The 25182-nt window shown below is 72.6% G+C and carries 24 protein-coding genes; 9 read left to right on the forward strand and 15 right to left on the reverse strand.

Annotated features, from left to right (window positions below; genetic code table 11):
• Nucleotides 1-8: 8 nt before the first annotated feature.
• Nucleotides 9-1562 (reverse strand): amidohydrolase family protein, encoded by a 1554-nt coding sequence (locus NUM_RS16875; protein WP_207125816.1) that lies wholly within the window; start codon nucleotides 1560-1562, stop codon nucleotides 9-11.
• Between the two features lie 78 nt (nucleotides 1563-1640).
• Nucleotides 1641-2819, reverse strand: a complete 1179-nt coding sequence (locus NUM_RS16880) for an FAD-dependent monooxygenase (protein ID WP_207125817.1) — start codon at nucleotides 2817-2819, stop codon at nucleotides 1641-1643.
• A gap of 99 nt (nucleotides 2820-2918) precedes the next feature.
• Here NUM_RS16880 and NUM_RS16885 point away from each other — a divergent pair, with 99 nt between their 5' ends.
• The gene (locus NUM_RS16885) at nucleotides 2919-3566 is read left to right on the forward strand and encodes a TetR/AcrR family transcriptional regulator (protein WP_207125818.1); all 648 of its coding nucleotides are present in this window, start codon (nucleotides 2919-2921) and stop codon (nucleotides 3564-3566) included.
• Nucleotides 3567-3774: 208 nt separating this feature from the next.
• On the opposite strand, the gene NUM_RS16890 is transcribed toward NUM_RS16885, so the two are convergent.
• Nucleotides 3775-4173 (reverse strand): DUF4345 domain-containing protein, encoded by a 399-nt coding sequence (locus NUM_RS16890; protein WP_207125819.1) that lies wholly within the window; start codon nucleotides 4171-4173, stop codon nucleotides 3775-3777.
• Between the two features lie 89 nt (nucleotides 4174-4262).
• Here NUM_RS16890 and NUM_RS16895 point away from each other — a divergent pair, with 89 nt between their 5' ends.
• Entirely contained in the window at nucleotides 4263-4877 is a 615-nt protein-coding gene (locus NUM_RS16895; protein WP_207125820.1) for a TetR/AcrR family transcriptional regulator, read from the forward strand.
• Between the two features lie 101 nt (nucleotides 4878-4978).
• Here NUM_RS16895 and NUM_RS16900 read toward each other — a convergent pair whose 3' ends face one another.
• Nucleotides 4979-5410, reverse strand: a complete 432-nt coding sequence (locus NUM_RS16900; RefSeq protein ID WP_207125821.1) for a DinB family protein — start codon at nucleotides 5408-5410, stop codon at nucleotides 4979-4981.
• A gap of 310 nt (nucleotides 5411-5720) precedes the next feature.
• On the opposite strand from NUM_RS16900, the gene NUM_RS16905 reads away from it, so the two are divergent.
• Nucleotides 5721-5903: a tautomerase family protein gene (locus NUM_RS16905; RefSeq protein WP_207125822.1), complete on the forward strand. Its 183-nt coding sequence runs from the start codon at nucleotides 5721-5723 to the stop codon at nucleotides 5901-5903.
• A 157-nt stretch (nucleotides 5904-6060) separates the two neighbouring features.
• Here NUM_RS16905 and NUM_RS16910 read toward each other — a convergent pair whose 3' ends face one another.
• Together NUM_RS16910 and NUM_RS16915 are read right to left on the reverse strand one after the other, a co-directional pair.
• Nucleotides 6061-7569, reverse strand: coding sequence for a DUF4246 domain-containing protein (locus tag NUM_RS16910; protein ID WP_207125823.1), 1509 nt, complete (start codon nucleotides 7567-7569; stop codon nucleotides 6061-6063).
• 299 nt (nucleotides 7570-7868) lie between these two features.
• Nucleotides 7869-10031 (reverse strand): alpha/beta hydrolase, encoded by a 2163-nt coding sequence (locus NUM_RS16915; RefSeq protein WP_207125824.1) that lies wholly within the window; start codon nucleotides 10029-10031, stop codon nucleotides 7869-7871.
• A gap of 270 nt (nucleotides 10032-10301) precedes the next feature.
• On the opposite strand from NUM_RS16915, the gene NUM_RS16920 reads away from it, so the two are divergent.
• From NUM_RS16920 to NUM_RS16930, 3 genes are all read left to right on the forward strand, one after another.
• Complete coding sequence (locus tag NUM_RS16920; RefSeq protein ID WP_207125825.1) at nucleotides 10302-10886, forward strand: dihydrofolate reductase family protein; 585 nt, start codon at nucleotides 10302-10304, stop codon at nucleotides 10884-10886.
• Nucleotides 10883-11290: a VOC family protein gene (locus NUM_RS16925; RefSeq protein ID WP_207125826.1), complete on the forward strand. Its 408-nt coding sequence runs from the start codon at nucleotides 10883-10885 to the stop codon at nucleotides 11288-11290. The genes NUM_RS16920 and NUM_RS16925 overlap by 4 nt, the downstream gene beginning before the upstream one ends.
• A 172-nt stretch (nucleotides 11291-11462) precedes the next feature.
• The gene (locus NUM_RS16930; RefSeq protein WP_207125827.1) at nucleotides 11463-12752 is read left to right on the forward strand and encodes a phospholipase D-like domain-containing protein; all 1290 of its coding nucleotides are present in this window, start codon (nucleotides 11463-11465) and stop codon (nucleotides 12750-12752) included.
• A 14-nt stretch (nucleotides 12753-12766) separates the two neighbouring features.
• Here NUM_RS16930 and NUM_RS16935 read toward each other — a convergent pair whose 3' ends face one another.
• Entirely contained in the window at nucleotides 12767-13156 is a 390-nt protein-coding gene (locus tag NUM_RS16935; protein WP_207125828.1) for a PPOX class F420-dependent oxidoreductase, read from the reverse strand.
• Between the two features lie 244 nt (nucleotides 13157-13400).
• On the opposite strand from NUM_RS16935, the gene NUM_RS16940 reads away from it, so the two are divergent.
• Nucleotides 13401-14093: a rhomboid family intramembrane serine protease gene (locus tag NUM_RS16940; protein ID WP_207125829.1), complete on the forward strand. Its 693-nt coding sequence runs from the start codon at nucleotides 13401-13403 to the stop codon at nucleotides 14091-14093.
• Nucleotides 14094-14175: 82 nt separating this feature from the next.
• Here the strand turns inward: NUM_RS16940 and NUM_RS16945 are convergent, their stop codons facing one another.
• On the reverse strand, nucleotides 14176-15489 hold the full coding sequence (locus NUM_RS16945) for a LacI family DNA-binding transcriptional regulator (RefSeq protein ID WP_225918637.1): 1314 nt from the start codon (nucleotides 15487-15489) through the stop codon (nucleotides 14176-14178).
• Nucleotides 15490-15520: 31 nt separating this feature from the next.
• Between NUM_RS16945 and NUM_RS16950 the strand changes: the two genes are divergently transcribed.
• Nucleotides 15521-17356, forward strand: coding sequence for an outer membrane protein assembly factor BamB family protein (locus NUM_RS16950; RefSeq protein ID WP_207125830.1), 1836 nt, complete (start codon nucleotides 15521-15523; stop codon nucleotides 17354-17356).
• 76 nt (nucleotides 17357-17432) lie between these two features.
• On the opposite strand, the gene NUM_RS16955 is transcribed toward NUM_RS16950, so the two are convergent.
• A complete protein-coding gene (locus NUM_RS16955) occupies nucleotides 17433-18284 on the reverse strand; it encodes a phosphotransferase (protein WP_207125831.1) in 852 nt (283 codons plus the stop codon).
• 272 nt (nucleotides 18285-18556) lie between these two features.
• Here NUM_RS16955 and NUM_RS16960 point away from each other — a divergent pair, with 272 nt between their 5' ends.
• Nucleotides 18557-18967 (forward strand): hypothetical protein, encoded by a 411-nt coding sequence (locus tag NUM_RS16960; protein ID WP_207125832.1) that lies wholly within the window; start codon nucleotides 18557-18559, stop codon nucleotides 18965-18967.
• 69 nt (nucleotides 18968-19036) lie between these two features.
• Here NUM_RS16960 and NUM_RS16965 read toward each other — a convergent pair whose 3' ends face one another.
• From NUM_RS16965 to NUM_RS16990, 6 genes are all read right to left on the reverse strand, one after another.
• Entirely contained in the window at nucleotides 19037-20713 is a 1677-nt protein-coding gene (locus tag NUM_RS16965; protein WP_207125833.1) for an FAD-binding dehydrogenase, read from the reverse strand.
• 73 nt (nucleotides 20714-20786) lie between these two features.
• Nucleotides 20787-22157 (reverse strand): styrene monooxygenase/indole monooxygenase family protein, encoded by a 1371-nt coding sequence (locus NUM_RS16970; RefSeq protein WP_207125834.1) that lies wholly within the window; start codon nucleotides 22155-22157, stop codon nucleotides 20787-20789.
• Nucleotides 22158-22191: 34 nt separating this feature from the next.
• Nucleotides 22192-22803, reverse strand: coding sequence for a GTP-binding protein (locus tag NUM_RS16975; protein WP_207125951.1), 612 nt, complete (start codon nucleotides 22801-22803; stop codon nucleotides 22192-22194).
• The gene (locus tag NUM_RS16980) at nucleotides 22781-23131 is read right to left on the reverse strand and encodes a DUF742 domain-containing protein (RefSeq protein WP_207125835.1); all 351 of its coding nucleotides are present in this window, start codon (nucleotides 23129-23131) and stop codon (nucleotides 22781-22783) included. The genes NUM_RS16975 and NUM_RS16980 overlap by 23 nt, the downstream gene beginning before the upstream one ends.
• A gap of 17 nt (nucleotides 23132-23148) precedes the next feature.
• Nucleotides 23149-23574: a roadblock/LC7 domain-containing protein gene (locus NUM_RS16985; RefSeq protein ID WP_207125836.1), complete on the reverse strand. Its 426-nt coding sequence runs from the start codon at nucleotides 23572-23574 to the stop codon at nucleotides 23149-23151.
• Complete coding sequence (locus NUM_RS16990) at nucleotides 23571-25145, reverse strand: sensor histidine kinase (RefSeq protein ID WP_207125837.1); 1575 nt, start codon at nucleotides 25143-25145, stop codon at nucleotides 23571-23573. The genes NUM_RS16985 and NUM_RS16990 overlap by 4 nt, the downstream gene beginning before the upstream one ends.
• Between the last annotated feature and the right edge of the window lie 37 nt (nucleotides 25146-25182).

Here is a 25182-nt window from a genome sequence, read left to right on the forward strand (position 1 = left end):
TGTTCCCCTCACTCCCGTCCGGTCGCCCGGAGCCAGCGGTAGCCGGCGGGCCGCCGCACGACGAAGGTGGCCCAGGCGTAGGCGAGCGCGCCGAGCCTGCCGCGGCCCAGGTAGCGAAGGATATCGATCGGCCGGGCGAGGTAGGGAATGGCTCCCGCGGTCTGTGCGAGGATCACGCGCGAGCCGCGGATGCGGTCGAGGCGGCGCAGCCACTGCCCCTGCGCGCAGAACAGCACGGCATCCAGCCGGCCCTCGGTCAGCAGCGGCAGCCCGTCGGCGCGCGGCTCGAAGCGCAGCAGATCGGTTCCCTTGGCGAGGGCGTCGAGCAGCCGCTGGTCGACGAAGTCCTGCCCCGGAGCGAGCCCGGCAAGGTCGAGCGGGACGCGCAGGCCGGCCACGCCCCGCCGGCGACACCGGCCGATCTCGTCGATGGAGAAGTCGGGCTGCAGCATGTCGACCACCGCCAGGTCGCCGGCGCCGAGGGAGTCGTTGTGCAGCACGATGCGTTCCCGTACCGGCGCGTCGCCGCCGTCCCAGAACCCGTCCGGTAGCGGCCTGCCGCCCGGTTGCGGGCCGGTCGTTGCCGGGAAGTCGGAGAACGCCGGGGGAGTCGTCCGCGGTGCGGGTCGGTCCTCGCGCGCGAACAGGCGGACCGCGTTGTCGCGGAAGATGCCCCGCAGCTGCTCCTCGCCGAGTTCGAGCCGCTGCGCGGCCCGCTGGTAGGCGCGGGCGATCATCCTGGCCGCGGTCGGGCGGGCCCACGGGAAGTCCGAGCCGAACGTCACCTGCCCCGGGCCACCGAACGCCAGGATCGCCGGTACCTGCTCGTCGTAGGCCTTCGACGCGGTGTCGAGGAAGACGTGCGGGCGCCACGCGTCGAGTTCCGCGTCGATCGCCGGGCGCTCCCGGCGCAGGCCACGCAGTACGTCGTCGAGGATGGCAGGCAGCGGGCCGCCCGCGTGGGAGAGCACCCAACGGATGTTCGGGTAGCGCACGTGCCCGCCGGCGCGCAGGAAGTCGAGCATGGTGCGCGCGGTGTCGTTCTGCCACAGGTACAGCGGGTTCAGCAGGCCGGCGTCGTCGGTGCCCGGCCGTCCGTTGGGGTGCACGTACACGACCGCGCTGCGTTCGTCCAGAGTGGACCAGAGCGGATCCAGGTCGGGGTGGCCGAAGTGCACGTCGGCCGCGTTGGACAGCAGGCCGACGGCGCGGGTGTCGGTACGTTCGATCTCGGCCACGCTCGCGGCCACGTCGGCCTGCGGCAGCGTGGTGAACCAGCCGAACCGGTCGGGCCGAGTGGCCACGATCGCGGCGAGCGTGTCGTTGAGCTGCCGGGCGAGCGCGGCCGGGTCGGCGATGCCGTCCACGCATACGCCCGGCGACGAGAGCGAGAGCCAGGCGCGCTCGATGTGCAGCGAGTCCATCGTCCGCAGCGAGCGTTCCGGTGTCCAGCGGGGGAACCGGAATCCGCCGACCTGCGTCACGCCGGCGGCGCGCATGGCATCGACGTAGCAGTTCGGCACCACGTGATGGTGCAGATCCCACTTGGGCAGGTGACGCATGCGTTCCACTCCTCAGTTTACCGACCGCGGTCGGTAAACGAGACCCTAGCAGCCGGGCGGCCCCACCGGTGCACCTGGCTACCGATCTCGGGTCTCGCTGGGCGTACCGGCCTGCGGGCGGATGGACGGTGGCTGCCAGTCGGCGGTCCGCGCCATCCTGCGCAGACTCACCGATGTCGGCGTGTGGGCGAGCACCAGCCGGCGGGCGGCGACGACGAGGCGGTTGCGGCGGCGATGCCCGAGCCGGCCCATCTGCTCGGAGGCGGCGACGATGGACTGCGCGCGCGGTCGCCTCGACCGGTCGTAGCTGTCCAGCGCGTCGTCGATGCCGGTCTCGTCGCCCTCCGCGAGCGCCGCCGCCAGCGCGACACCGTCCTCGATGGCCTGGCATCCGCCCTGGCCGAGGAACGGGGTCATGGCGTGCGCGGCGTCGCCCACCAGTGCGACGCGGCCGCTGACGTAGTTGCGCAGCGGCCGGGCGAGTACCTGGATGTCGTGGTGCAGGACCGCCTCGCTCGGGGTGGCCGCGATCAGGCCGCGCAGTGCGGCGGGCCAGCCGGCGAAGCGCTCCAGCAGGTATCGCTGCGGATCGTCGTGGGTCCGGCCCGGCGGCGCGACCAGCGCGACGTACCAGTACCGACGGCCGGCCGGAAGCGGGACGACACCGAACTCCACGCCGGGCTCCCAGACGATCCCGACCGGCGCGTCGGCCGCCGCCGGCGCGACGCCGCGGAACGCGGTGGAACCCGCGTACCGCGTCGCTGCGTGCCCGGGCCACAGGCAGGCGCGCAGGCGACTGTGGATGCCGTCGGCGCCGACGACGACGTCGGCCCGGTCGCTGCTGCCGTCGCGGAAGCTGACTCGTCCGTCCCGATCCGCCGAGACGACCTCGGTGCCGGGTCGCAGACACGAGTCGGGCAGGCCGGCGCGCAGCGCCTCGACGAGAGTGGCCCGGTGCACGCCGGCCAGGAAGTGCCCGAAGCAGTCCTCGAAGGCCGTACCGTCGAACGGCAGGATCAGGCGGCCGCGGCTGTCGCGCAGCTCGGCGGTGGCCGCGGTCAGGCCCGGGCCCAGGCGCTCCGCCACGCCCAGCTCGGCCAGCCCGCGCAAGGCGTTGGGCCACAACGTGATGCCGGAACCGCTGGGCCGAAACCGCGCCGCCCGTTCGGCGACGGTGACCTGCCATCCGGCCTTGTGCAGGCCGACCGCCGTGCTCAGCCCACCGATGCCGCCGCCGACGACGATCGCCTTGCGCATCGGTTCTCCCTCCATGGTTCTGCCGCGACCAGGCTCGATGTCCCCGCGGCCGTGGCCGGTCTCTGACTCTACGGATGTAGAGTACTCTACATTTGTAGGATGTCGCGCAGGCAAGAGCTGGCAGACGTGGCGATCGCGACCCTCGCCCGGGAGGGGATGCGCGGGCTGACCCATCGCGCCGTCGACCGCGCCGCGGGGCTGCCGGAAGGATCCACGTCGTACTACTTCCGCACCCGGGACGCGCTGCTCGAGGCGGTGGTGCGGCGACTGGCCGAGGTGACCGCCGGCGATCTCGGCGCGGTGCCGACCTCGGCGCCCGGCGGGCTCGACGGGCTCGCCCGCGCGATCGCCGCGGTGCTCGAACGGTGGGTGACCGAGGAGGCCGATCGACACCTCGCCCGCTACGAGCTGGCGCTGGAGGCCAATCGCCGACCGCGGATCCGGGAACTGCTGTCCGACACCGGCGCCCGACTCCGGGACCGGGTGGTCGACCTGCTCGCCGCAGCGGGCGTGCCGGTGGAGCCGGAGCGTGCCGCGGACCTCGTCGCCTACCTCGACGGGTTGGTGTTCGACCGGCTCGCGGGGGCCCGCACGGCTCGCGGCCGGGCCGACGACTTCGCCGACCGGGTGCGCCCGCTGCTGGCCGCGATGGCCGCCGGCGGGCCCAAGCCGGCCTCGACCGCCCGTGCCGGCAACCGAGCGCCGTCGGCTCGGCCGGGGCGGCAGCGCCGAGCGGGTGGCGCCTGACCGGCGACCCGCGGGCAGCGCGGCGCGCGGCCGCGTCGGCAATCTCGGCTGCGTACCGTGGTCGGCCGTCCGGACCTGCGTACCGTGGTCGGCCGTCCGGACCTGCGTGCCGGGGTCGCGGCGTTCGGACGTGCCTGCCGGGGTCGGCCGTCCGGACCTGCGTGTCGGGGTCGCGGCGTTCGGGGCGACTGTCGCGTCGCCGGCACGATCAGGCTGTCCGGGTCGCCGCCGCCCGGCGCTCGTCGGCGGTGGCGAGCGCGAAGTAGACGGGCGGCAGGACGAGTTCGAGCGCCGCGAGCACGAGCTGGAACCACTGCGGCGCGCCATGCAGGGCCAGGGAGACGATCCGGCCGATGCCGCCCAGCAGGAAGATCCCGGCGAGCCAGCGGACGGCGACGGCGCGGATCGGCGTCTGCCGGGCGGCCCAGAGCCAGGCAACTCCGTACCCGGCGAAGATCGCGCCGTAGTACCGCTCGCGGCTGTCGACGGTGGCGCCGGCGGCGGCCTCGCCCGGGACGGACGCGGTGCCGAGGACGAAGTGGAACACCCCGATCGCCACGCAGGCCACGCCCATCACCAGCAGCAGCACCTTGAGCAGCCGTGCCACGGTCCCCCCACGCGATCCACGTTGGTAGACAACCATCTACCAAGGGACCGTATGGCGTTAGTGGACGACTGTCAACTAGGCTGTGGTCCGTGACCGCACGCCGCCGGCTCGACCCGGCCGAACGCCGTGGCCAGCTCCTCGACGTCGGCGCGCGCCTGTTCGCCGACCGGCCCTACGACGAGGTACGGATGGAACACGTCGCCGAACGCGCCGGCGTGTCCCGCGCCCTGCTGTACAAGTACTTCCCGGCCAAGCGCGACCTGTTCGCCGCCGTCTACCGGCAGGCGGCCGACCAGCTGCTTGCCCAGACCAGGCTCGACCCGGCGCTGCCCGTCCTCGACCAGGTGTCCGCCGGTCTCGACGCGCACATCGACTACTTCCTGGCCAACCGCAACACTGTCCTCGCCGCCAACCGCACGCTCGCCGGTGATCCGGTCATCCAGGCGGTGATCACCGACGAGCTGGCCGCGTTGCGGGAACGCATCGTCGACGCCGCCGGACTCACCGAGCACGCGCGGGCCCTGGCCTCGGCGGCGCTGGCGGGTTGGCTGGTGTCGGTCCGGGTGCTGTGCACGGAATGGCTCACCAGCAGGGCGTTCTCCCGCACCGAACTGCGCGACGTCTGCCTCGGCGCACTGACCGGCGCCCTCTCCGCCGTGGCCGACCTCGACCCACCGCCCGCGACAGCGCCCTCGCCGCCGTGACCGACCTCGACCCACCGCCCGCAACGGCGCCCGGCCGTACCGGCGCGACATCGGACTGACCGGCGCGGCCGAGATCTTCCCGGCGTACCACGGTCGGCGGTCTACTCGGGGGCCTCGCCGGTGCGGCCGTCGGCCTGCTCGCACAGCAGGTCCAGATGCCCGAGGTGCCGCGAGGTCTCCTCGATCAGGTGTTGCAACATCCACCGCAGGGTCTGCGGCGGGCCGTCCGCGGCGACGTCGTCGAGCTGGTGCGCCGCGATGATCTCGTCGGAACGCCGGCACTCGTTCCGGTAGTCGTTCACCAGCTCGGCCAGCGTCGCGGTGTCCGGGTCGAGGCCCGGATCGCCGTCCTCGGGCGACTGGCCGCCGAGCCGGCAGGACAGCCACCAGTACTCCGCGCCGCCGAGGTGCCACACCAACCAGTGAATGGTGAGCCCACTGGCGGTACTCGTCTTGCGGGCGGCTTCGTCATCGAGCCCGGTCACCTTCCAGCACACCAGTTCTCGCTGACGGCGCAGGTATGCCAGGAGCATGTCTCGCTCCGATGCCGCGTACGGTGTGTCGATCACTCCGCGTCCCCTCGCCGTCGACGGTGCCGACCTCATCCCCCGATGCGAGCCGACTGTACACAGTGTTGCGGCTGGCTGCCGTCCGTCATGATTGCCGTGGGACCGGGTGGCGTCGCCGTCGGGACGAGCCACCGTCAGCGCGAGACTCCCCGCATTGATCACGGGTCGTGATCGTAGCCATCGCCAGCTGAACCTTGGTGCGCGCACCGCGTTCTGGTGAACTCCTCGTCAGCACCGGGAAACGGTGCTGCTGCACAGATTCGAGGAGCTCGGCATGCCCAACGTGATCGTCCAACAGCTGCCCAAGTCGCCGGAGGCCACCCGCGACCTCGTGCGCCGCATCACCGATGCGTTCGTCGACGCGTGCCAGACGCCGGCCGAGGCCGTGCACGTCTGGATCGAGGAGTACCCCGCGGACCGGTACGCGGCGGGCGGCAAGCTGCTCGCCGACAAGTAACCGGCGCGGCCGGCCCCGACCACCGCCGGGGTCGGCCCGCACCGCGCCGCCGGCCAGGCCGGCACCGGCGTGACCTGGCTGGTACGGCGAAGAGGCGCCGTTGCGTCGGCACGCCGGCGAGGCGCCTCTTGTCGTCCGGCCGTCTCCGGGCAGCTTCTCAGTGCTCGCAGAGCGAGAACTGGCGTTCGTAGAGCTGCTCGTTGTGCTCGTCGACGAAGAACTTGCGCTCCCGCATGAGCTGCTCGCGGTAGCCCTTGGCCTGTTCCAGCGTCATGGTCGAGCTGTCCGACCACGGCTGCTGTGGCGGGATGTCGGAGGTCGACACGATCGGCTCGGACGGATCGATCAGGAAGAACACCAGGATCTTGCGGTGCCCGGGCCGGGTGGGGTCGCTGAGGCGGAACGAACCGACGCGGTGTTGCAGGACGTTCGGAAAAGCCAGGCAGCGGCCCGCCGGGGTCGATGCCGAGCCCAGCAGCTGGTTCAGCGCGTCCTCGTCCTCCAGACCGTAGACCGCGCGCACGCCGCTGTCGTCGTTCTGCTCGTACTCCGGGTCGTCGAGGGCGGTCCGGAAGCTCAGCCGGCTCTCGGTGATGTTCTCGCTGTCCCAGTAGTAGATGCCGGTCGAGACGATCCGCTCGTTCAACATGCCCTCGACATGCCAGGAACCGCCGGCGTACTCGGGCTTGTCGGGGGTGAGGTGGATCGTGGCGAGCTTGACGATGACCTGGAGCCGGCGGCCGCGCAGATCGACCCGGGCGGACGCGTCGGGCACCTCGGGCGCGGTGAAGACCGGGGCGTCCGGGACGACCGGGCGGCGGTTCTCCCACCAGTCGTCGTTGGCCACCTCCCACGCGTCCATGGCCTGCTTGTAGGCCTCGTCGTCGCTGAAGGAGGACCTGTCCGGGTACTCCGGCTCGGAGTCGTACCACCCGTACGGGTCGGCCTCGATCCGCAGCGGCCGCGGCCGGCGCAGGTCGGTGAGCACGTTCTCCAGCAGCGGCCGCATCCGCGCGAACAACTCCGGCAGTACGGCGGCCAGCTCGTGATGCCGCTCGGGGTGGAGGTTGTTGACGTACGAGCGGAAGCTGACGTCACCGTCCGCGCTGACGTCGACGTCGGTGGGCAGCCACTGGAACTGCTCCGAGAACTCGTACCGCGAGTAGTGGTCGGTCGGGTTCCGCCACGCCCGCTCGGGTGCCCCGCTCACCTCCCTCACCAGGCAGAACAGCGAGGGGTGGACCAGGTCGAGCACCTGGCCGTCGGACCCGGGATGCCAGTCCTGCTCCGCTTCGGGTACCTGTTCCAGCACCGAGACCGCCGCCCGCAGCCGGTCGGCCAGCTCGGTGTCGACCAGGGTGTCGGACTGCCAGACGCCGTCGACGGCGGACACCTCGGCGCCGGTCGCGGCATCCCGCAGCGCGGCGTAGTGCGCGAGTTCGGCGAGGACGTACCGCACCTGCGCCTCGGTCATGCCCTGGTCGATCGCCTCCCGCGTCCACCGCTCGGCGATCTCGGGGTCGTTCATCTTGTCGTACCAGCCGGGCTTCGCCCGGATGTGCGCGCTGCACTGCATCATCTGCAGCTCCCGCAGGGTGCGGGGTGTCGCGAACGCTGCGGAGCGGGACGCGTGAAAGGGCAGCGGGAAAGCAGGCAGGCCGGTCAACTGCGGTTCCTCCCGGTGGGGTCCGTGGCGGCGGGAAGCCTACGGCAACCCACCGACAGCCCGGCGCCGAGGCGGTGCGGCGGTGTCCTCGCTGGGCCTCGCCGGCCTGGTCGTCTCGGAAGGTCATCGTGTGGCACGGCAACGACTCGACGTGCTTCACGATCAGGCACGGCGGTGAGGTCAGGTTCAGCGACGAGGAACTGAACGTCCCGCCCGCTCGTCGGTACGACGGCACCAAGAGCTGCTGACGACCGGTGGCGCCGGTCCGTCGGCGCCACCGGCTTGCCGGACCGGGGGGCTCACGACATGCGGTGGGCCTCCGGATAGCGGTGGCTCGGTGCCGGCGGCGGGCCGGCGCGCAGCACGTGATCGACGAACGCGGTGACGTAGGCCGAGACGACGGCCAGCCCGCGATCACCGTCGATCGGCCCCAGCTGAGCCAATCCGTGCAGCGCCGCCGGGATGTAGTAGGCACCGTAGTCGGTGAAGTTGAAGTGCTCGGTGCCGGCGATCTCGTACCGGAAGCACGGGCCGCTGCTGGCCGACCGCAACGACCGGCTGGCGGTACGGATCGCGCGCTGGTCGGCGTCCTTCGGGTGGCACCGGCCGGCCAGGCAGTCGCCCGGCGTGCCCAGCAGCATCATCGGCGCGGTCAGCCCGGTGCCGACCACCGGCCCGTACGGGGTGCCGTCCAGATCGGCGGCCCCGGCGCAGTGCGGGTCGTCGTGGCAGGCCTGCAGCGAGGCGGCTCCACCGAAGGAGTGCCCGAGGTACACGACGTGCGTGGCATCGACGTGCCCCGCCAGCGCACCGCGCACTCCGGCCATCCGCGCGGCGGTGAAGCGGGCGTCACCGGCCCACACCGGTACCAGCCGGTCGCCGGCGGGCTGGCTGAAGTTCTGCGGATTGCCCCGCGCGGTGGCGCGTACCGGATGCCCGTGCAGCACGGTGAGGTTGGCGCTGTAGGTGGGGGTGACGCCGGCGACCAGGTAGCCGTGGCTGGCGAGATCCTCGGCGAGCGTGGCGAACTGCGGCGCGCTCAGCCCCATCCCGGGTTCCAGTACCACCAGCGGGAACCGGCCCGACGCCACCGGCGCTGCGACGATCGAATGGGTGCGTAGCGCGTCGAGCCGGTTGGCGAGCAGGCCGAACTGCAGCACCCCGGCCCAGTGGCCCGGCGCGTACGGTGCGGGCGGGCCCGCGGTGCCGGCCGGTGCCGGGTACCAGACCCAGACCGACAGCTCGCGGGGTCGTCCCGGTTCGGGGGCGAGCGGGTCGAGGCGGCCCGAATCGGTCCAGTCGAAGGCGGTGCGACCCACCCGGTACGGCCCGGTGGGCGGCGGCAGGGCCCGCGGCAGCACGTGCCGGACGCCGAGGTAGGTCACCGTGCCGGTCAGCGCCAGCACGATCGCGAGCGGCAGCGCGAGCAGCACCCGGGCGGCGGGATGCCGGCGACGGCGTACCGCCTGGGTCAGGAGCGCGACGAGACCCACCAGCACCGCGACCACGACCGTGAGGCGGGCGAGCCGGCCCCAGCCGGTGACCGGATAGTCGACCATGGCACCGATCCCGGCGCGCAGCCCGACCGCGACCGGCACGCTCGCGATCATCGCGTAGCCGGCACGGACCAGGGCCGGCCGGCGCCCGGAGCCATCGGGGATGGGGCGAAGGACGCCCAGGTAGGCGCCGGCCGGGAGGACCACGGTCAGCAGGCAGGCGGTACCGATGACGGTGCGGCCGATCGCCGCGGCCCAGGGCCGCGCGCCGAGGCCGTCGCCGAGCGCCTCGCCCAGCGTGAGTCCGGCCGAGACCGCGCCGCAGAGCAGCACCGCGGCGGACAGCCGGTGCCGGCGCAGCCCGTACCGGCCGCCGACGACGACCCGCCGCAGCCACCGCGCGGCGCGGGCCACCGCTCGTCCCGGCCGCCCGCGGGAGGCGGCCAGGCCGGCGACCGCGTCGAGCAGGCTGTCGGCCCAGTCCGGTGTGTTCGGGGTGCGCTGGGGTGTACCGCCGCGCCCGGCCAGTCTCAGCGCCCCGGCGGCCGTCGCGGCGACGAGCGTCACGACGGCGAGCGCCAGGATCAGCGCTCGACCGGTGTCGCCCCAACGGTTCTGGTGCGTCCGCAGACCGACCGCGATCCAGTCGACGGCCACGGTCGCCGCGACCAGCCCGACCAGCACTCGGCCGGCGCGAAGCAACTCGCCCGCCACCGCCGGATCGGAGCCCGCCGCGACGCCTGCGCGGTGGCCGACGATCCGCAGCACCAGTGCCGCGGCCAGCACCGGTACGAGCACCTGCGTGCCGGAGACCACCACGTCGTACGGGTCGTCCTGCCACGCGCTGTGCGCCCGCACCGCGCCGAGCTGCGTCGTGGTCCACGCGAACGCCGTGTACATCCCCGCCATCACGACGCAGCACCACGATGCGCGCCGCACCTCGCTCGCCAACCCGTCCCGAGCCATGCATGCCCTCCGCTCCGATTTAGTACGCGCCACGATAGTACGTGCCACGTAGTAGCGCAACGGGCGGCCGCCGTGGCAACTCGCCTCGGGTTCGCCCGAAGCGGGCTGCCGAGGCTCGCCACGCACGGGAACGGCTCCCGCCGGCCGATCGGCCGCGGTGTGTCGGAACGATGAGTTCGGGTGCCGGCCCGCGTCTGCACTGCGTACCCATCGCCTCGACCCGACGCGAGGCGCAGGATCCCCTGGTACGAAGTGGAGAGGGAGGCCAGGATGAGCGCTCCGATTCGGCTGTACATGTCGATGTCGCTGGACGGCTACATCGCCGGCCCCGACGATCGGCCCGGCCAGGAGCTCGGCCGCGACGGCGGCCGCCTGTTCAACTGGCTCGACGACCGGAGCTCCGACGGCCCGAGCGGCCAGGTGTACCGCGAGGCGCTGGCGACCGGCGCGGTGATCTCCGGCCGGCGGACCTTCGAACTGGCCGGGCGCTGGCAGGGCGACCATCACGACGGCGTGCCGATCCTCGTCCTGACGCATCGGGTGGACGACGGGGACGTGCCGCCCGGCCACGCGCGGTTCGTCACCGACGTCGACGACTGCGCGGCGCAGGCTCGCGCGGCCGCCGGGGATCGGCCGGTGCTGGTGCACGGGGCGAGCGCGGCGCAGTCGCTGCTGCGGGCCGGGCACCTCGACGAGATGGAGATCCATCTGGTTCAGGTACTGCTCGGGGATGGCCGACGGCTGTTCGACCATCCAGGTGGCGAGCACATCGAACTCGACCTCGTCCGGCGGCTCGACGACCGAGATGTCACGCACCTGCGCTACCGGGTGCGCCGCCCGGGGGAGACGGCATGAAGACGCTGTTCGTCAGCTACCGCGTCACCGACCTGGGCCGCTCGCTCGCCTTCTACCGCGCTCTCGGCTACGCCGAGCTGGGCCGGGTGGATCTTGGCGACGGCGGCCGGCTGGTGATCCTCAAGTTCCCCGACGAGCCGGCGGCCTCGCTCGAACTGGTGCACCGTGCCGGCGGTGGACCGGTCGAGGTGGGCAGCGGTTTCGACCACCTGGCGATCGAGGTGGACGCGCTGGCCGCCACCTTGGAGCGGTTGACCGGCGCGGGCCTGGAGCCGGGCCCGGTCGAGTACCCGGGTGGTCCGGACGGCCCGAAGACCTCCTGGCTCACCGACCCGGACGGCTACCGGCTCGAACTGGTGGAGTGGCCGCCGGACAGCCCCGAGGGCCTGACCACGGAGTTCTGAGCTCGCCGCGGGAGAGCGTCGTCGGGAGGCGGATCCGGCGCACCGGCGCTCGACGCTGTTCGTCCTGCTGGCCTGTTCCCGTTGCTGAAATATGTCGCCATAATGATCGTATGCGCGTTAAGGACCTTTCGTAGCGGAGGTTCTGGACCACTGCCGCGGCAGGGGAGGGCACATGCGTCGTCGATCGTGTGGTGTCGCACTGGTGGCCACGGCGCTCGTCGCCGTGGCCGCGGGCGCGGTCGGGGCGACTGCCGCCTCGGCCGCCACCCCGGAGCCGGTGATCGGGCACGCCGTGTTCAACGACCCGGCCGGCTCGGCGACCGCGCAGGACGCCGTGTTCACCCAACTGGCCGGGCTGATCGAGCGGGTACCGGCCGGGCAGGACATCGAGCTGACCACCTACGGCTTCGATGTCGTCGCCGGTGCCGGCGCGCCGGACCTCGCCGCCGACCTGATCGCCGCGTACCAGCGGGGAGTGCACGTCCGCGTCATCGTCGACCATGCCTCGGCGGCCAACGCCCCGGTCGACACCCTGCGCTCCGCGCTGGGCAGCGACGACACGGCCTCGTCGTACGTGGTCGACTGCAAGGACCAGTTCCCCGACGGGCCCGACCGGGGCTGCATCGGCACCCGCCAGTACCTGTGGCCGGGCACCAGCACGCCCACCAACGCCTACAACCACAACAAGTTCGCGCTGTTCTCACAGGTGGCGCTGGCGTCGGGCACCGTCTCCGACGTGGTCTACCAGGCGTCGGCCAACATCGGCAGCTGGGACTCCCAGAACGCCTACAACAACGCCTTCACCTACACCGACCCGCGCACCTACGGCTACTACGCCCAGTACTTCGACGATCTGCGCGACTACCGGCACAGCAGCACCGGCGACAACGACTACTACCGCGACTCCGGTACCGGCACCAGGTACCGGGTGTTCTTCTTCCCGCGCCACGAGCCGGCCGGTGCGAGCTTCACCGACTCGTCCAGCGACACGGTCTACAACATCCTGCGGTCGGTGGCGTGCACGCACACCAACCCGGACGGCTCGACGCACCAGACGCTCATCCGCGTCGCCAACTGGGCGCTGGACCGTACCGACGTGGCGCAGCAACTCGACACGTTGGCGCAGGACGGATGCTGGGTGGACGTGGTCTACAGCAACGTCAGTACCGGCGCCGACGCCGCGCTCAGCTCGACCAGGAATCTCCAGGTCACCAAGTGCGACTACAGCACCGACGGCCGGCGCATCCGGCTGCACTCGAAGTACCTGCTGATCAACGGCGGCATCACCGGGGATCCCGGCGCGCACCTGTGGACCGGCAGCCCCAACCTCGCCTGGGGTGAGCTGCGCCAGGCCGACGAGGCGATGCTTCGGGTGCTGGATCAGGGCAGCCACGACGAGTACCTCGCCGACTTCTGGCACGTGCGCGACACCTGTCGAGCCAACGGCGGCATCGTCAGGTAATCCCGGCCGGCCCGTCACACCGTGCGGCTCGACCGCTGCCCGTCCAGCCCCCAGGAGATGATCCGGCGCGGTGCGATCACGATGATCTCCCGCGAGAAGAACGGCAGCGGCGGCTCGTGGTCGGTCAGCGCGGTCGCCGAACCGCGGATCTCGATGCCGCGCACCGACCAGGGGTCGACCGAGACCACGTCGTCGACGACGAACGACACGGTGCTGCCACGCTGGATGTTCCGGAACTTCCTGGACTCGCCCAGCGCGTGACCGCCGATGATGATCGTGCCGGCCTCGGCGTCCACGAAGAACCCCACCGGATTGTTCTGTACCTGGCCCTCGGGAGAGACGGTGGCCAGCCGGCCGAGCCGCTGTCCCGCCAGATAGTCCTGCTCTGCCTGGGTGAAGACCATGCCCCGCATTCTGCGCTCCGGACACCGCTGTCAAGCAAGAGTGGAGACGTCCCGAGCCCGTTCGCGCTCTCCACCACGGGGTCTGGAGCCTCGGATGCTCGATCCTTCGGGTCCGGGAACGCCGCCGAGCCCGAAGCGACCGCGCCGGCGAGAGGACATTTGTACTGTCGGGTCGAGAACTTTCGAATCTGCCGCGCCGCGCCGTGTCTCCGCGATGCTGGTCGTTGTCGAAGGAGGAAGTCCCATGGTCGGCGCGGTGACGGTGGTCAAGTACGCGGGTGCGGCGGCGGTGGTGCTGCCGGGCTGGTTGCTGATCCGGCAGCTGGTCTCGGGCAGCCATCCGGTCGACATGCTGCGCCGCTGCTGGCGGCGCCCGGTGCCGGTCGCGGCGGTGGCGCTGGTCGTGCTGTTCGTCGCCATGGCCGTGGTGCAGACGGTGTACCCGCAGGTGCTGACCACGCTGCAGCGCGAGCCCGGCGGCGGCTGGTGGCGGTGTGGCACCGCCCTGCTGGTCCAGACGTCGGGGTGGGTGCAGTTGCTGTTCAACCTGGCCGCGCTGATCGTGGTGGCGCCGGTGGCCGCGCGGGTGTTCGGGTCGGTGCGGATGATCGTGACCTTCCTCGTCAGCGGAGTGGCCGCGCAGGCGGTGAGCATGGTCGCCGGCTGGTCGCCGACCGGCGGGGGAGACTCGGTGGCCATCTGCGGCCTCGTCGGCGCGCTGGCGGTCTGGTACCTGCTGCGGGGCAGTGACCTTCGACGCTGGTCGCTGTTGCTCGTCCCGATCGCCGGTGCGGTGCTGTGCCTGATCGCCAACAACCACGGAGTCGGGGTGCTGACCGGATGCCTGCTGGGCGCCGCCTACGCGCTGCCCGGCATCGGCCCCGACCGCGCCGGCGGGCACCGCGTCGCCGCACCTGCCGGCACCGCCACGCACTGACCCACCAACCCGAGGTTGCCGCGGCCGGACCGGCGTGCCTGGGCGTGCCGATCGTCGGGTGCGGTGATCGAGCAGCGTTTCGTCAATGCCGGGTCGAGGACTCCCGGACGATCAGTTCGGTCGGCGTGACCAGCGGTTCGGCGGGTGCCGCGGCGCCGCCGATCAGGTCGATGAGCAGGCGCACCGCCACCTCGCCCATGGCGTACATCGGTTGCCGCACGGTCGTCAGCGACGGTACGGCCAGTGCGGCGGCCGGGATGTCGTCGAATCCCACGACCGCGACGTCGTCGGGCACCCGGACGCCGTCCTCTCGCAGCCGGCGCAGCGCGGCGAGCGCGACCACGTCGCCGACCGCGAGAACCGCGTCGAGGTCGGGGTCGCGGGCCAGCAGTTCACCGGTCGCGTCATACGACCGGCGATCGCTCATGTCGGTGCGCAGGACCAGCTCGTCACGCAGTTCGATGCCGTGTTCGCGCAACGCTCGGCGCCAGCCGCGATCGCGTTCGGCGCAGAACGTGTACTCCGGGGGGCCGGTGATCACGCCGATGCGGCGGGCGCCGGTCTCGGCAAGGTGGCGGGCCACCTCGTACGCGCCGCGCTCGTTGGTGGTGGCCACCGACGGGAAGCGGGGACGGCTGACCCGGTCGTCGATCATCACGATCGGGAGGCCGCGTCGCTCGTGCAGCTCGGTCAGCGCGGGTAGGCCGCCGGGTGGTTCGATCGCGACGATGCCGTCGATCGCGTTGCTCTGCACCTGATGCAGGAACGCGGTGAGCGACTTCTCGCCGCGCGACAGGGTCTGCAGCACGAGAGTGAAGCCCCGCGCTTCGGCTTCGGCGGCGACGCCGCCGAGCACCTGGAGCATCCACGGCCACGCCAACGAGGACACCAGCAGTCCGACGGTGCGTTGGCTGCCTCGGGCGAGCCGCACGGCGCTGGCACTCGGGACGAATCCGAGGTTGCGGGCGGCGGCGCGAACCCGCGCGACGGCGCCCGCGCCGACGTCCGGATGGTCGTTGAGCGCCCGCGACGCGGTGGCCTTCGAGACTCCGGCGGCCGCGGCGACCTGAGCGATCGTCACCCGAGCCATCGGATCCTCCGCGAGGTCTCTGGAACCGGTCCCGGAACCGGTTCCAGAGGAACCTAGTCGCCCGCTGCGGCTGTTGTCAACGGACCGCCGCGCCGCACCGATCCGCCCGGACCGACCGGTCGATGTCGGCCATTGACGGCACGGCTGGTCGTAATTACGGTTGCGCCGAAACCTGCCGCCCATCGAGACGGAGTGCGTCATGCGTGGTCTACTACGAAGAGCAGTCGGGATCGTCGCGATTACCACCGCCGTGGTGTCCGTCGGAGCAATTCCGGTCCAGGCCGATACGGGCGCCGCCACGGTCACGCCCCTGGGCGAGCCGCTGCACAACCTCGCTGTGTACGGAGCCGCCTTCGGCTCGGCGGCGGACGGCCACGACTACGGCTACCTGGTCACCCGCGGAAACCCCGGCGCGCTGAACGTCGTCGACACCGGTACCGGCGCGTTGACGGCCAGTTTCGAGCTGCCCGGCGCGACCGGTTCGTGGGGCGGCACGGTCGTCGACGACGGCACCGTCTACCTCGCGGCCGACGCGAAGCTGTTCCGGTACCGGCCGGGCGCCGACCACGTCGAGGACCTCGGCGTCCCGCTGCCCGGCGAGACGACCGGCTGGCGAGCGGCCACCGACGGCCGCCGCGTCTTCGTCGGCACCTACCCCGGCGGGAAGCTCTACTCCTACGACCACGTCACCGGCCGGCTGCGCGACTACGGCCAGGTCTCGGCCGGCGAGCAGTACGTCCGCAGCGTCGCGGTGGCGCGCGGCAAGGTGTACGCCGGGCTCGGCACGACCGCGAAGCTGGTCCAGGTCGACATCGAAACCGGTGCGCGACAGGAGATCCCGCTGCCGGAGCGGTACCGCTCCGAGACGTTCGTGTACGACCTGAACGCCGCGCACGGGCACGTCGTCGCCCGGGTGGCCAACAGCAACCGGATGCTCGTCTACGACCTCGGCACCGGCCGGTGGGTGGCCGACCTCGGTACCGGCAAGGGCGTCGACGCCTCGCCGCCCGACTCGGCCGACAACGTCTACTACGTGGCCGGCGACGGCCGGCTGACCTCCTACAACCTGCGTACCGGTGCGGTGCGGGCGACGGGGCTCGCCGGGATGGGCAGCGCCCGCGGCTTCGGCTGGACCCACCTGGACACCACCGAGTTTCCCGGACGGACACTGGTCACCGCCGACTTCAGCGCCCATCTCACCTACTACAACCCGACCACCGGCGCGTCGAAGGTGGTGTCCACCCCGGTACCGGGGCGGCCGGCGCAACTGCAGACCCTGCATACCGGGCCGGACGGCCGGATCTACGCCAGCGCCTATCCCAGCGGTGGGCTGACCGCCTACGACCCGGCAACCGGTACGTTCCAGGAGAACCCGGTGATCGGCCAGGTCGAAGGTTTCGGCAACTGGCGCGGCAAGGTCTACGCGGGCGTCTACCCCGGGGCACACCTGTACGAGTTCGATCCGTCGTCCCCGGTCGTCAAGGGCAGCAACCCGCGCGAGTTCACCGCGCTGACCGCCGACCACCAGGACCGGCCGTTCGCCATCACCGGCGCGGGCGACCGGCTCGCCGTCGGCACGATCCCCGAGTACGGGCAGCTCGGCGGGGCCCTCGCCCTGGTCGATCCGGCAACCGGTGACAAGAGCGTGTACCGCAACGTGGTGCCGGACCAGAGCGTCTCCGCGCTCGCCTACACCGGTGGCCTGATCTACGGCGGTACCAGCGTCTGGGGCGGTCTCGGGTCGACCCCGACGCAGACCGAGGCGAAGCTGTTCGCCTTCGATCCCGCCACCGGAACCAAGGTCTGGGAGGGCGTGCCGGTACCCGGGGAGAAGGCGATCACGAAGCTGATCGTCGGGCCGGACGGACACCTGTGGGGCGGGACCTCGGGCAGCCTGTTCGAGTTCGATCCGGTCAGCCGCACCGTGTTGCGCACCATCGAGATCGTGCCGTTCGACTGGAACGTGGACCACGTCTGGCGCAGCGTGCACCTCGCCTTCGCGCCGGACGGTTCGCTGTGCGGCAACTTCCGCGCCACCATCGCCTGCGTCGACACCGCCACCGGATCGGTGCAGACCCTCGTCACCGACGCCGACGACGTGTGGACGATGGGTTCCGACGGCACCATCTACTTCGGCCGCGGCAGCGAGCTGTACCAGCTCGTCCGGAACTGATCGCCGGCCTGCCGCAGGCCAACCCCACGTCGGGGCCGGAGAGCGCGGGAGTTCTCCGGCCCCGACGGGCGGGATCTCAGGGGCGCGGATCCGGGCGGTGGCGATCGAGGGTGGCCCGGAGCTGGCCGAGCCACTCGATGCCCAGCGCCGACCCGTTCGGCAGGTGGTCGTCGCGATCCCAGCGCCACGCGGTGGCCAGCGCCAGCGCCAGCGACCGGCAGTCGCGCAGCAGCGTGCGATCCGCGTCGGGATAGTGGTCGGCGACCTCGTCCGGCGCGTGGGCCAGGTCGAACTCGACCGGCCCGCGGCAGCACGTCTCGAGGTCGACGAACCGCATGCCGTCCGGCGTCGCCAGCACGTTGCCGGGGTGCGGCTCGCCGTGCAGCAGTTGGTCGGCCCCCGCCCGCCCGGTGACCGATCGTCGCAGGTCCCGGAGCGCTTCGCCGAGAAACACCCGGTCGGCGTCGGACATCGCCGGTGTCCGCGCGGGGCTGGCCACGAGCCGTTGCGCCTGATCGACCCGGTCGGTGAAGTGCGGTGCGGCCACCTCGACGCGGCGCAGCCCGGCGTGCAGCCGATGCAACGCGTCGGCGTACTCGGCCGGTGCGTCCTCCGGCCGCCGTACGGAGGGGTAGTAGGTCCACAGCGTGACCACGAAGCCGGCCCGCGGGTACGGCCGCGGCGGCACCCGCGGATCGGGCGCGGCCACCGGGCTGCCGGTCGCGGCGAGCCGTTGCGCCAGGTCGAGCTCGAACGGGGCGGCCAGGTGGCCCTCCGGCGCCACCTGAGCCAGCACGTCACAGGGCAGCAGCCGCAGCGTGATCCGGTTGGAGTCCTGCAGCACGGTCGTCTCGTCGACCGGCAACCCCAGCTCGGTCGCCGTCGCGACACCGGCGGCCACCGCGTCCCGGCGGTCTGCTGCTCTCATCGCTCGCCTCTCCTCGCCGGGTCTACGCGCCTGCCACGAGCCACGTGGCCCCGCTGCCAGCCGCACACCGCGACGCACTCTACGACGCGGAACCCGTCGCTGGCACCGGATTTCGGCGCCCTCCGCGAGCAGGTACGGGTTCGGCGGCCGAGACCCTGCACTACCGGTCCGGTGCCGAGCGTCGAGTCGGCAGCCGGTCCCCACGGCCTTGTTGGATCGCTCGTCCCCCTGGCAAGATGCGTCAGTCCTATCGCATGATCACTAGGGGAATCATGTCCAGAGGTCGGATCGCCCGCCGGGTTCTCGTTCCGCTGTCCGTCGCCGCCCTCGGCCTCGGCATGATGAGTGCGCCCGCATCGGCCAGCGACTACGTGTGCACGTCGGGATGCGCCGGCGAGGCCAAGTTCGAACCGGTCGGCGAGCACTTCTACATCGCGGACCTCAAGGCGGACGGGCACTCCGTGGTCGTGCGCTACGTGCGGCACGACATCTGCAGTCCGGTCACCGGCCGGTGCCAGGTCAACCTCGCGTGGAACCACAACGGCGCCAACTCGGTGCCGGTCGACCACAACATGAACATCGCCGAGGGCGTCGAGGTCGACTGGAACGTCTGCCTCGGTGAGTACGGCTCGCAGACGATCCTGTACGACACCTGCCATGCCAAGGTGGTCAGCCACGCCTGACGCGGGACGGCACCGACCCTCCCAGCGCGTGGCCGCCCGGGCGCTGCCGGGCCGCCAACCGCGCGCGGGTCAGCCGGTGGCGTCGGCGGCGGCGCGGCCGGCGGTACGGCCGCCGAACAGGCAGCCGCCCAGGAAGGTGCCCTCCAGCGAGCGGTAGCCGTGCATGCCGCCGCCGCCGAAACCGGCGACCTCACCCGCCGCGTACAGGCCGGGCAGCGGGGTGCCGTCGGCGCGCAGCACCCGGCCGGACAGGTCGGTCTGCAGGCCGCCGAGCGTCTTGCGGGTCAGGATGTTGAGCCGCACCGCGATCAGCGGCCCCGCCTTGGGGTCGAGGATCCGGTGCGGCGTGGCCACCCGCGACAGCCGGTCCCCGCGGTAGCGCCGGGCCACGTGGATCGCCGCCACCTGCGCATCCTTCGTGTACGGGTTGGCCAGCTGCAGGTCGCGCGCCACGATGGCGTCGTGCAGCGGGCCGACCGACAGCAGCGGCTCGTCGGTGAGCCGGTTCATCCCGTCGACCAGCTTGGTCAGCGAGTCGGCCACCACGAAGTCGGCGCCGCGCTGCTTGAACGCCTCGACCGGCGCCGGCGCGCCCGGCAACACCCGGGACAGCGTCGTCGGGATGGACTTACCGGTCAGGTCCGGGTTCTGCTCGGAGCCCGACAGCGCGAACTCCTTCTCGATGATCTTCTGGGTCAGCACGAACCAGGAGTGGTCGTGGCCGGACTCGCCGATCGCGGCGAGGGTGGCGAGCGTGTCGAACCCGGGGAAGTTGGGTGCGCCGAACCGGCGACCGGTCGCATCGAACCACAGCGACGACGGGCCCGGCAGGATCCGGATGCCGTGCCGGTGCCAGATCGGGTCCCAGTTGCGGATGCCCTCGGTGTAGTGCCACATCCGGTCCCGGTTGACGATGCGACCGCCGGCCTGCTCGGTGATGCCGAGCATCCGGCCGTCCACGTGTTCCGGTACGCCGCTGATCATGTTCTTCGGCGCCGGACCGAGCCGCGCCGGCCAGTTCGCCCGGACCAGGTCGTGATCGGCGCCGATGCCGCCGGAGGTGACCAGCACGACCGGGGCGTGCAGCTCGAACTCGCCGGCCGCGTCCCGCGACGAGCGGGTCCCGCGGGCCGCGTCGCTGTCGGCGAGCAGCGTGCCGCGCACCCCGTCGACCGCGCCGCCGGTGACGGTCAGCGCGTCCACCTGGTGCCGGAACCGCAGCGACACCAGCCCCGCGTCGACGGCTTCGCGCACCAGCCGGACGAACGGCGCCACCACGCCCGGCCCGGTACCCCAGGTGACGTGGAAGCGTGGCACCGAGTTGCCGTGGCCGGTGGCGAGCGAGCCGCCCCGCTCGGCCCAGCCGACGATCGGGAACCAGCGCACTCCGAGCCCGTGCAGCCAGGACCGCTTCTCCCCGGCGGCGAACTGCAGGTACGCCTCGGCCCAGCGAGACGCCCAGTGGTCCTCGCCGAGCGGGTCGGCGACGCCGCGGTCGAACCCGGCCGTACCGGCCCAGTCGCTGCGGGCCAGCTCGTACGAGTCGCGCACGCCCAGCCGCCGCTGCTCCGGCGAGTCGACCAGGAACAGGCCGCCGAACGACCAGTGCGCCTGCCCACCCAGGCCGGACTCCGGCTCCTGGTCGAGCAGCAGCACCCGGCGGCCGGCGGCGGCCAGCTCGGCGGTGGCCACCAGCCCGGCCAGCCCGGCACCCACCACGATCGCGATCGCGTCCGCGTCCGCCATCCGTCGCCTCCTTCGCCCCGCCACTGGAAGCCTGACGTTACCCGCCAGTACCCCGAGCGGCGTGCCCGACGGGCTACGGGTTGGCCGGGGCGGGGGTGGCGAACTCGGGGGCCACCTCGGCCAGGTACTTGTTGGCCTCGTCCGGGTCGAGCATCCAGCCGAGGTCGGACGGGGTGGTGTAGCCGTAGGCGATGCGGGCGGCGATGACCGGCTTGCCCGCCTCGTGCCCGGCCTGCGCCGCGGCCAGGATGCGGCCGACGTGCTCGGGCGGCTCCTGGCCCAGCATCGCGTTGGTGAACACGGTCGGGTGCTTCGCGTAGTTCCAGTAGTCGTCGAAGGTGGCCTGCATCCACGCCTCGTCGTACCGGCCGTCGGCGTTGTCGATGATGTGCCGGGCGTAGATGTGCGCCGAGTGCGCGGCGTTGTTGGCGCCCTGCCCGGTGATCGGGTCGTTCGCGACGACCACGTCGCCCATGCCCAGCACCAGCCCGCCGGACGGCAGGTGCCCGATCGGGTGCCGCACGGTCGGGGTGTACCCGCCGATCAGGCTCGGCCGCGGGTCGGTGATCTCGATGTCGCCGGCCAGGTCGGCCTCCCACGGCACGTACTCGCGCATCGCCCGCACTATCCGGTCCAGGTGCTCGGTCGGCGACAGCCGCTCCCGCCAGGCGTGGAAGCCCAGCGGTCCCTCCGGGAAGCCGGCGAACAGCAGGATGTTGCACGGCTGCATGCCGTCCCCGTCGACGGTCAGCCCCGGCATGTTGAAGAACTCGCCGACGCCGGCGATGTTGGCGAACGACACCGCCCAGTCCTGGTACTCCGGGTCGAAGGTCATGCCGCGGGTGTAGATGCACGACAGCGCCCGCTGCGGCCGGTCGTACGGCGAGCGGGACGCGTCCCGGTCGAACAGCCCCACCAGCTCGCCCTTGCCGGCCGCGACGATGGTCAGGTCGTACCGGCCGAGGGCGGTGAGGCTGTCCAGATCCGAGGTCATCACGCCCTGGTAGATCACCGTGCCGCCGCGGTTCTCGAACTCGGCGAGCCAGCTGGACATCTTGATCCGCTGGTCGACGCTCTGGGTGTAGTGCTCCCACGGCCCGGTGAACCGGATCGCCCGGGTGAACGGCGTGACCTCGGTGCGCAGCCACGGCGGCGCCGCCTCACCGGTGGTCTGCCGGGCATCGGGGTAGCCGTCCGGCGGCAGCCCCAGGTTGTAGCGCTGCGCGGTCAGCTTCGGGCACTGCTCCTCCCAGAAGTTCAGCCCCAGATCGCGTTCGATCTGCAACGCCGGCTGGAACATGCACTGGGTGGAGGTGGGCGAGCCGCCGCGGATCTCCTCCGGGGTGCGCGCGCTCATGATGGTCACGTCCATGCCGGCGGCGAGCAGGTTCAGGCCGAGCTGCAGCCCGGACTGGCCGGCGCCGACGATGAGAATGTGGGGCATCCCGGAGCCTCCTTGAGGGGTGGATGGGTACGGGTCAGCGCAGCGCCGGCGCCATCGGGCGGGGCGGCGCCGGCCGCGCGGTGCGGGCCATGCTGTGCTCCACCACGCCGACCAGCGCGCCGGCCACCTGGGCGCGGTCCCGGGCGTCGAACGCGCACAGCGGTACCGACTCGTGCAGCGACAGCGCCTGGCGCACCGCGTCGAGCCGGTGCGTCTGCTCGCCGTGGAACATGTTCACGCCCACCACGAACGGCACCGTCGAGTCGTTCTCGAAGTAGTTGACCGCGGCGAACGACCGGTCCAGGTGCCGGGTGTCGACCAGCACCAGCGCGCCGGACGCGCCCCGGCACAGGTCGTCCCACATCGGCCAGAAGCGCTGCTGGCCCGGCGTCCCGAACAGGTACAGCACCAGGTCGTCGGCCAGCGTGCGGCGGCCGAAGTCCATCGCCACCGTGGTGGTGGACTTGTCGCTGTCCGGCTCCAGCGGGTCGTCCAGGGTGCCCGCGGTGGTCATCCACGCCTCGGTGTTGATCGGCGGGATCTCGCTGATCGCGCTGACCAGCGTGGTCTTCCCGGCGCCGAACCCGCCGGCCACGACGATCTTCGCGGTCGTCGTCGAGTGCTCAGGCGAGTGCGCGGAGACCATCACGGACCCTCTCCAGAAGACGCCGGTCGAACGGGGAACCATAGGTCTCCGCGTGCACCCGGACCCGCTGTGCGGCGGCCAGGTCGGACACGATGACCCGGGTGACGCCGAGCGAGAGCCCGCTCAGCGCGGACAGCTCGGCGACCGAGCAGCCGTCCCGGGCCTGCTCGTACAGCGTGCGTGCCTCGGGCAGCATGGCCGCGGCGAGGCCCGGGTCGTAGTAGGGCACGGTGACGAGCGTGTGCACCAGCAGCCGGTGCCGGGTGACGGTGCGCCCGCCGGTGAGCACGTACGGCCGGACCTTCGGATGGGTGCGCGGTGTGGCCACGAAGACGGCTCCCCTGGCTATGCGCCGGCCGGGCCGGGTGATCCGGCGACCGACGGCGTGGTCCTCAACTGCGGTGACAGCGCGTGCGAGGCGCTGCCGAACAGGTGCGTCATGTTGTACGCCACGACCCGCAGGTCGGCGTCCGGGGTGGCCGCGACGATCACGCCGGACGCCTCGTCGATGCGCATCAGCAGCAGGTGCCCGCCGGCGAGCCGCAACGTCATGTACTCGCAGTCGCCCAGCGCGAGCAGCGCCGAGGTGCGGGATGCCATCGACAGCAGCCCGGCCGACAACGCGGACAGCGAGTCGCCCAGGTCGCGGTCGACCGACGCCGACGTCACCAGCCGCAGCCCGTCCAGCGAGGTGACGACGACGTGCGTCACCCCGGGGCTGTCGGCCATGAACTGCTCCAGCAGCCAGCGCAGCTGCTCCTTGTCGGTCATCCTCGGTCACTCTCTGCTCGGCTCGTACCGTCGGCGAAGGCGGCGACATCGTCCGCCCAGGAGCCGAGGTGTTCGCGATGGTGCGCCGGTGGCGGCTCCGGCAGGCTCGGTCGGCCGGCGTCGGCGTCGGTCTCGCGCAGGCTGGCGGACACTCGCTGCGGCAGTTCGTCCGGCTCGCCGGCCTCCGCGGCCGGCGGCAGCCCGGTCGCGGCCAGCTGCCGGGCCGACATGCTCGGCCAGCCCGAGTCGGCCGCCCGGTCGGCGCTGCCCGCGCCGGCACGGCTGGGCTCGGACGACGCGTCGGCGACCGAGTTCGGCGTCGGCTGCGGCACCAGGCGAACCGGCGCGTCGGTGCGGGTGGCCGGGGCGCCGGCCGGGAACGCGCCGGGCAGCACGGTACCGGTGGGGCTCGCCACCGGCAGCTCGACCAGCAGCCGCTCCGGCACCGCGACGGTGGCGGTGGTACCGCCTGCCGGCCGGGAGGCCAGCCGCACCGTCAGGCCGTGCGCCGCGGCCAGCCGGCGCACCGCGACCAGCCCGATCCGCGCCGTACCGCGCTGGCGCACCGCGGCCGGCGTCGGCCCCCCGTCGAGCATGCTGTTCCAGCCGGCCAGGTCGGCGTCGGACAGCCCGACGCCGTGGTCCTCGACCCGGATCAGCGCGCTGCCGGTGTCGGTCAGGTGGGTCGAGACGGTCACGGTCGCCTGCGGCGGCGAGAGCCGGGTGGCGTTGTCCATCAGCTCGGTCAGCACCCGGATCACGTCGTCCGCGGCGAACTGGACGATGCCCAGCTCGACGGTGCGGCCGAGCTGCACCCGCGGGTAGTACTCGACGGCGGAGGCCGCCGCCCGCAGCACGTCGATCAGCGCCGTGGTCTGCGGATTGGCGTCCTCGACGGTCACCCCGCAGAGCACCTGGCCCAGCTCGGCCTGCCGCCGGGCGAGCGTGAGCGCGTGGTCGATCCGGTACAGCTGGGCGAGGCGTTCCGGGTCCTGCTCGCGCTCCTCCAGCGCCTCCAGGCTGTCGCGGGCCGGGCCGAGCAGCGCGGCCAACCGCACCGCGAGGATCGGCAGCACCTCCGCGGCGCCGGGCTCGCCGTCGGCCTGGCCGCGCTGCGGTGACGCCTCCTCGACCACGCCGGCCGGCGCCGCCAGGTCGGTGGGCGGCTGTGCGAAGGCTCGGCCGGCGTCCGACGGCGCCGGCGTCCGGTCGGCGGGCGCGACGATCGGACCGCCGGACACCGGGCGATCGGCCGGCGGCGCACCCAGCGACCCACCCGACGCCGCGATCAGCGAACCGCTCGTGCCCGCGGCCGGCAGGCCGCTCACGGAGGTGGCCGGCGGAGCGCCCGATGCGGTGGCCGGCGGTGGGCTCGGTGGGGTGGCAACGGGACCGGCCGGCGGCTGTGGCCAGCCCGCCGACTGCGGCCAGCCGGGCCGGTCGGCCGCGCCCGCGGCGGTGGCCGGACCGTTGGCGGCCGGCTCGGTGGACCGGTAGGCATCGGCCGGGTCCGCCCGGTTCGCCGGATCGTGACCCACGATCGGGATCGACTGTGTCACGTCGATGTCCATCGACGGCATCGTCGGCGCCGGCCCGGTCGGCGCCGGT

The organism is Actinocatenispora comari (genome assembly GCF_017312725.1).
Taxonomy (GTDB): domain Bacteria; phylum Actinomycetota; class Actinomycetes; order Mycobacteriales; family Micromonosporaceae; genus Actinocatenispora; species Actinocatenispora comari.

What these genes read in the sequence shown, in the direction of transcription:
- NUM_RS16965 (WP_207125833.1), bottom strand. Translation starts at nt 20,713, where the DNA reads ATGGCGGACGCGGACGCGATCGCGATCGTGGTGGGTGCCGGGCTGGCC.
- NUM_RS16915 (WP_207125824.1), bottom strand. Translation starts at nt 10,031, where the DNA reads ATGGCTCGGGACGGGTTGGCGAGCGAGGTGCGGCGCGCATCGTGGTGC.
- NUM_RS16955 (WP_207125831.1), bottom strand. Translation starts at nt 18,284, where the DNA reads ATGAGAGCAGCAGACCGCCGGGACGCGGTGGCCGCCGGTGTCGCGACG.
- NUM_RS16880 (WP_207125817.1), bottom strand. Translation starts at nt 2,819, where the DNA reads ATGCGCAAGGCGATCGTCGTCGGCGGCGGCATCGGTGGGCTGAGCACG.
- NUM_RS16925 (WP_207125826.1), top strand. Translation starts at nt 10,883, where the DNA reads ATGAAGACGCTGTTCGTCAGCTACCGCGTCACCGACCTGGGCCGCTCG.
- NUM_RS16985 (WP_207125836.1), bottom strand. Translation starts at nt 23,574, where the DNA reads ATGACCGACAAGGAGCAGCTGCGCTGGCTGCTGGAGCAGTTCATGGCC.
- NUM_RS16990 (WP_207125837.1), bottom strand. Translation starts at nt 25,145, where the DNA reads ATGGACATCGACGTGACACAGTCGATCCCGATCGTGGGTCACGATCCG.
- NUM_RS16900 (WP_207125821.1), bottom strand. Translation starts at nt 5,410, where the DNA reads ATGCTCCTGGCATACCTGCGCCGTCAGCGAGAACTGGTGTGCTGGAAG.
- NUM_RS16885 (WP_207125818.1), top strand. Translation starts at nt 2,919, where the DNA reads ATGTCGCGCAGGCAAGAGCTGGCAGACGTGGCGATCGCGACCCTCGCC.
- NUM_RS16875 (WP_207125816.1), bottom strand. Translation starts at nt 1,562, where the DNA reads ATGCGTCACCTGCCCAAGTGGGATCTGCACCATCACGTGGTGCCGAAC.
- NUM_RS16905 (WP_207125822.1), top strand. Translation starts at nt 5,721, where the DNA reads ATGCCCAACGTGATCGTCCAACAGCTGCCCAAGTCGCCGGAGGCCACC.
- NUM_RS16920 (WP_207125825.1), top strand. Translation starts at nt 10,302, where the DNA reads ATGAGCGCTCCGATTCGGCTGTACATGTCGATGTCGCTGGACGGCTAC.
- NUM_RS16930 (WP_207125827.1), top strand. Translation starts at nt 11,463, where the DNA reads ATGCGTCGTCGATCGTGTGGTGTCGCACTGGTGGCCACGGCGCTCGTC.
- NUM_RS16940 (WP_207125829.1), top strand. Translation starts at nt 13,401, where the DNA reads ATGGTCGGCGCGGTGACGGTGGTCAAGTACGCGGGTGCGGCGGCGGTG.
- NUM_RS16960 (WP_207125832.1), top strand. Translation starts at nt 18,557, where the DNA reads ATGTCCAGAGGTCGGATCGCCCGCCGGGTTCTCGTTCCGCTGTCCGTC.
- NUM_RS16970 (WP_207125834.1), bottom strand. Translation starts at nt 22,157, where the DNA reads ATGCCCCACATTCTCATCGTCGGCGCCGGCCAGTCCGGGCTGCAGCTC.
- NUM_RS16935 (WP_207125828.1), bottom strand. Translation starts at nt 13,156, where the DNA reads ATGGTCTTCACCCAGGCAGAGCAGGACTATCTGGCGGGACAGCGGCTC.
- NUM_RS16975 (WP_207125951.1), bottom strand. Translation starts at nt 22,803, where the DNA reads ATGGTCTCCGCGCACTCGCCTGAGCACTCGACGACGACCGCGAAGATC.